Source organism: Lishizhenia sp., from assembly GCF_057456495.1.
In genome coordinates this window covers 1-2,216 of the sequence record NZ_JBVCPV010000294.1, presented here as the reverse complement: position 1 = coordinate 2,216, position 2,216 = coordinate 1, and the positions used below count along the sequence as shown (strand labels likewise).

Annotated in this window: 2 protein-coding genes; both read right to left on the bottom strand. The window is 37.3% G+C overall.

Features of this window, described 5'->3' with window-relative positions:
* Positions 1–1,139 (bottom strand): LVIVD repeat-containing protein (locus tag AC22ZQ_RS14240; RefSeq protein WP_318959424.1); only part of this gene is annotated, 1,139 nt, incomplete at its 3' end.
* A gap of 184 nt (positions 1,140–1,323) precedes the next feature.
* Positions 1,324–2,136, bottom strand: coding sequence for a hypothetical protein (locus AC22ZQ_RS14235; protein WP_318959423.1), 813 nt, complete (start codon positions 2,134–2,136; stop codon positions 1,324–1,326).
* Between the last annotated feature and the right edge of the window lie 80 nt (positions 2,137–2,216).

The following is a 2,216-nucleotide window of genomic DNA, read 5'->3' as shown; positions in this document are numbered from 1 at the left end:
CTAACATCATCTAACAGTGCATTGGTAGACGCATTGGTGGTGACACCTTCTAGTTTCGCCGCCTGTGTGTAGGTAGGACCTAAAATGAAAAACCCAAATTCTCTATCGGTTACCATCAAATTTCCAGAGGCAAAATAAGGATACACTCCCCAGTTTCCAACCGTTGAAGTTGAGGTTCCTGGATAGGTATCATAATTCCCAACCTCAACCATGTTTTCAGGATCTGAGACATCGTGTATAACTACTCCATCTGCGTAATAACTAGTTATGATGTAATCATCCAAGACATGGGTGTTATGCGGAACGGTGTTGGTTCCAGGGTTAGATTGAATTCTATCTAACTCTACTATGGCGCTAGGATCCGATACGTCATAAGCAGTAAGGAATGAGTTGGTAACTTCATCCGTTGTAAATACTGTATGACCATCATCACTTGGCCAAATGTTATGTGCAAAGTTTGTTGGGGTATCTTTTGAACCCAGAACAACAGGATTTGCTTTATCACTTACATCTACAACGGTAAAAAAACCTTCATAAATGTGCGCAAAATACGCCGTATCGTTACGTACAAAACCATCATGACAATAATAAGGATCGAACTCGCCTACCCAAGTTGGTTGTAGCGGATTAGGATTAAGATCGTATATCTGCACCCCTCTGTTACCGATGTTAGAACCAAAAATGTAACAATATCCATTTTCATCTATCCATAAGTTGTGCGCAGTTCCGAGAGTATCGATTCCATTGCCTACCGTAAAATAAGAAGTTGGTATTTGTGTATTATTGGGGAGTCCACTCAAATCCATGATAAGCAAACCTGCCTCAGCTTCAGTGGTAACATAAGCGTAATCACCAAAAGTTTTCAAATCCCTCCAAACACTGTAAGCCCCTTGTGTCCAAAATATCTCTTGTGGATTATTTGCCTGGGTTACATCAACAACAGCTACCCCGTTTTCGGCACCTACTAACGCATATTCATTGTTAAATTCATCAGTATACCCCCAAACATCATTCAAAAAGGTATTATGGGTACTCACATAGTTTATATGGGAAAGGCTATCTATATTCAGTTGGGCGTACGCTGTAAAACAAGTAGCGAACACAACTGTTATGGCGACATGTAGGAGGTTCTTCATCATGGAATAAATGTAACAAAAAACGCCCGAAAAAGATGTTCCTCGGGCGACTTCCTTACAATATAAAAAATGCGGCTATTATAAATACGATGATGATGACCAAATACTGCCAAACATCCACGAAATACGGATGATATTTCTTAAATGTCTCTTTTAACTTCATGCCGCGAAGGTAAAAAGAACTTCTCTAAAAACTCAGCAATTGAGAGAGTTTTGCTTGAAGTGCTTTGAGCTCTTCACTTTTTTCTGCGATCAATTTATTGTTGGTTTCTAACTTCGTTTCAACTTCAGTTTTCTTTGCTGCTGCAGTATTATTATCTGCCTTTAGCTCTTCAACTTCTTGTCCGTTGTCAGCAATATCCTTCTCCTCATCTTTTATTTTCTCTTGGTATTTTTCAATCTTTAGCTGTGCTTTCGCAACCTTACTTTCGTATTTGGCAATTTTCTTTTCGTTCTTAGAAATCTCTTTGGCCAAATCTGTTTTTTCATCTATATCTTTGGCACGTTGCTTATTCAATTTTTCAAGCTCTTCGGTTTTCACTTCTATCCTTTCATTTACCACATCGGCATAATAGGATTTTGTAAAATCCTTCATTAAATCTTTGATTACATTGGCTTCAGAAGCATATTTTTCGGAGTTTACATAATCTCCATTGCTAAAGCTCATAAATAAGGAAACTAGATTACTCGTTCCGTTCTCCTGAATTTTAAACAAAAGGTTAAACACCTTATCACTTATTCTAGAGTTGTTCAATCCCTCACCTTTTAAACTGCTACCTAAGCCTTTTACCTCTATAGCATACCTATCTTCTAAAAAGTCTTTAAATTTCTTTTTAATATCCTTACCATCACCCTGAACTCCTACTATGAAAGAGTTGCATTGCTTATCATCTAGCATTTGCATTTGTTCATCAACGGTTATACTGGTGGGTATATCTAATTCTTGGGCGTCAAGTGTTAGTGTCATAAGACACAAGAGTAATGTAAAAATCTTCTTCATTCTTGGTTGTTTATAGTTTCTGAATCTTTTAAGGTTTTGATTTCTTTCTGTAAAGATTTGATCTCTTTGTTTTTCTTACT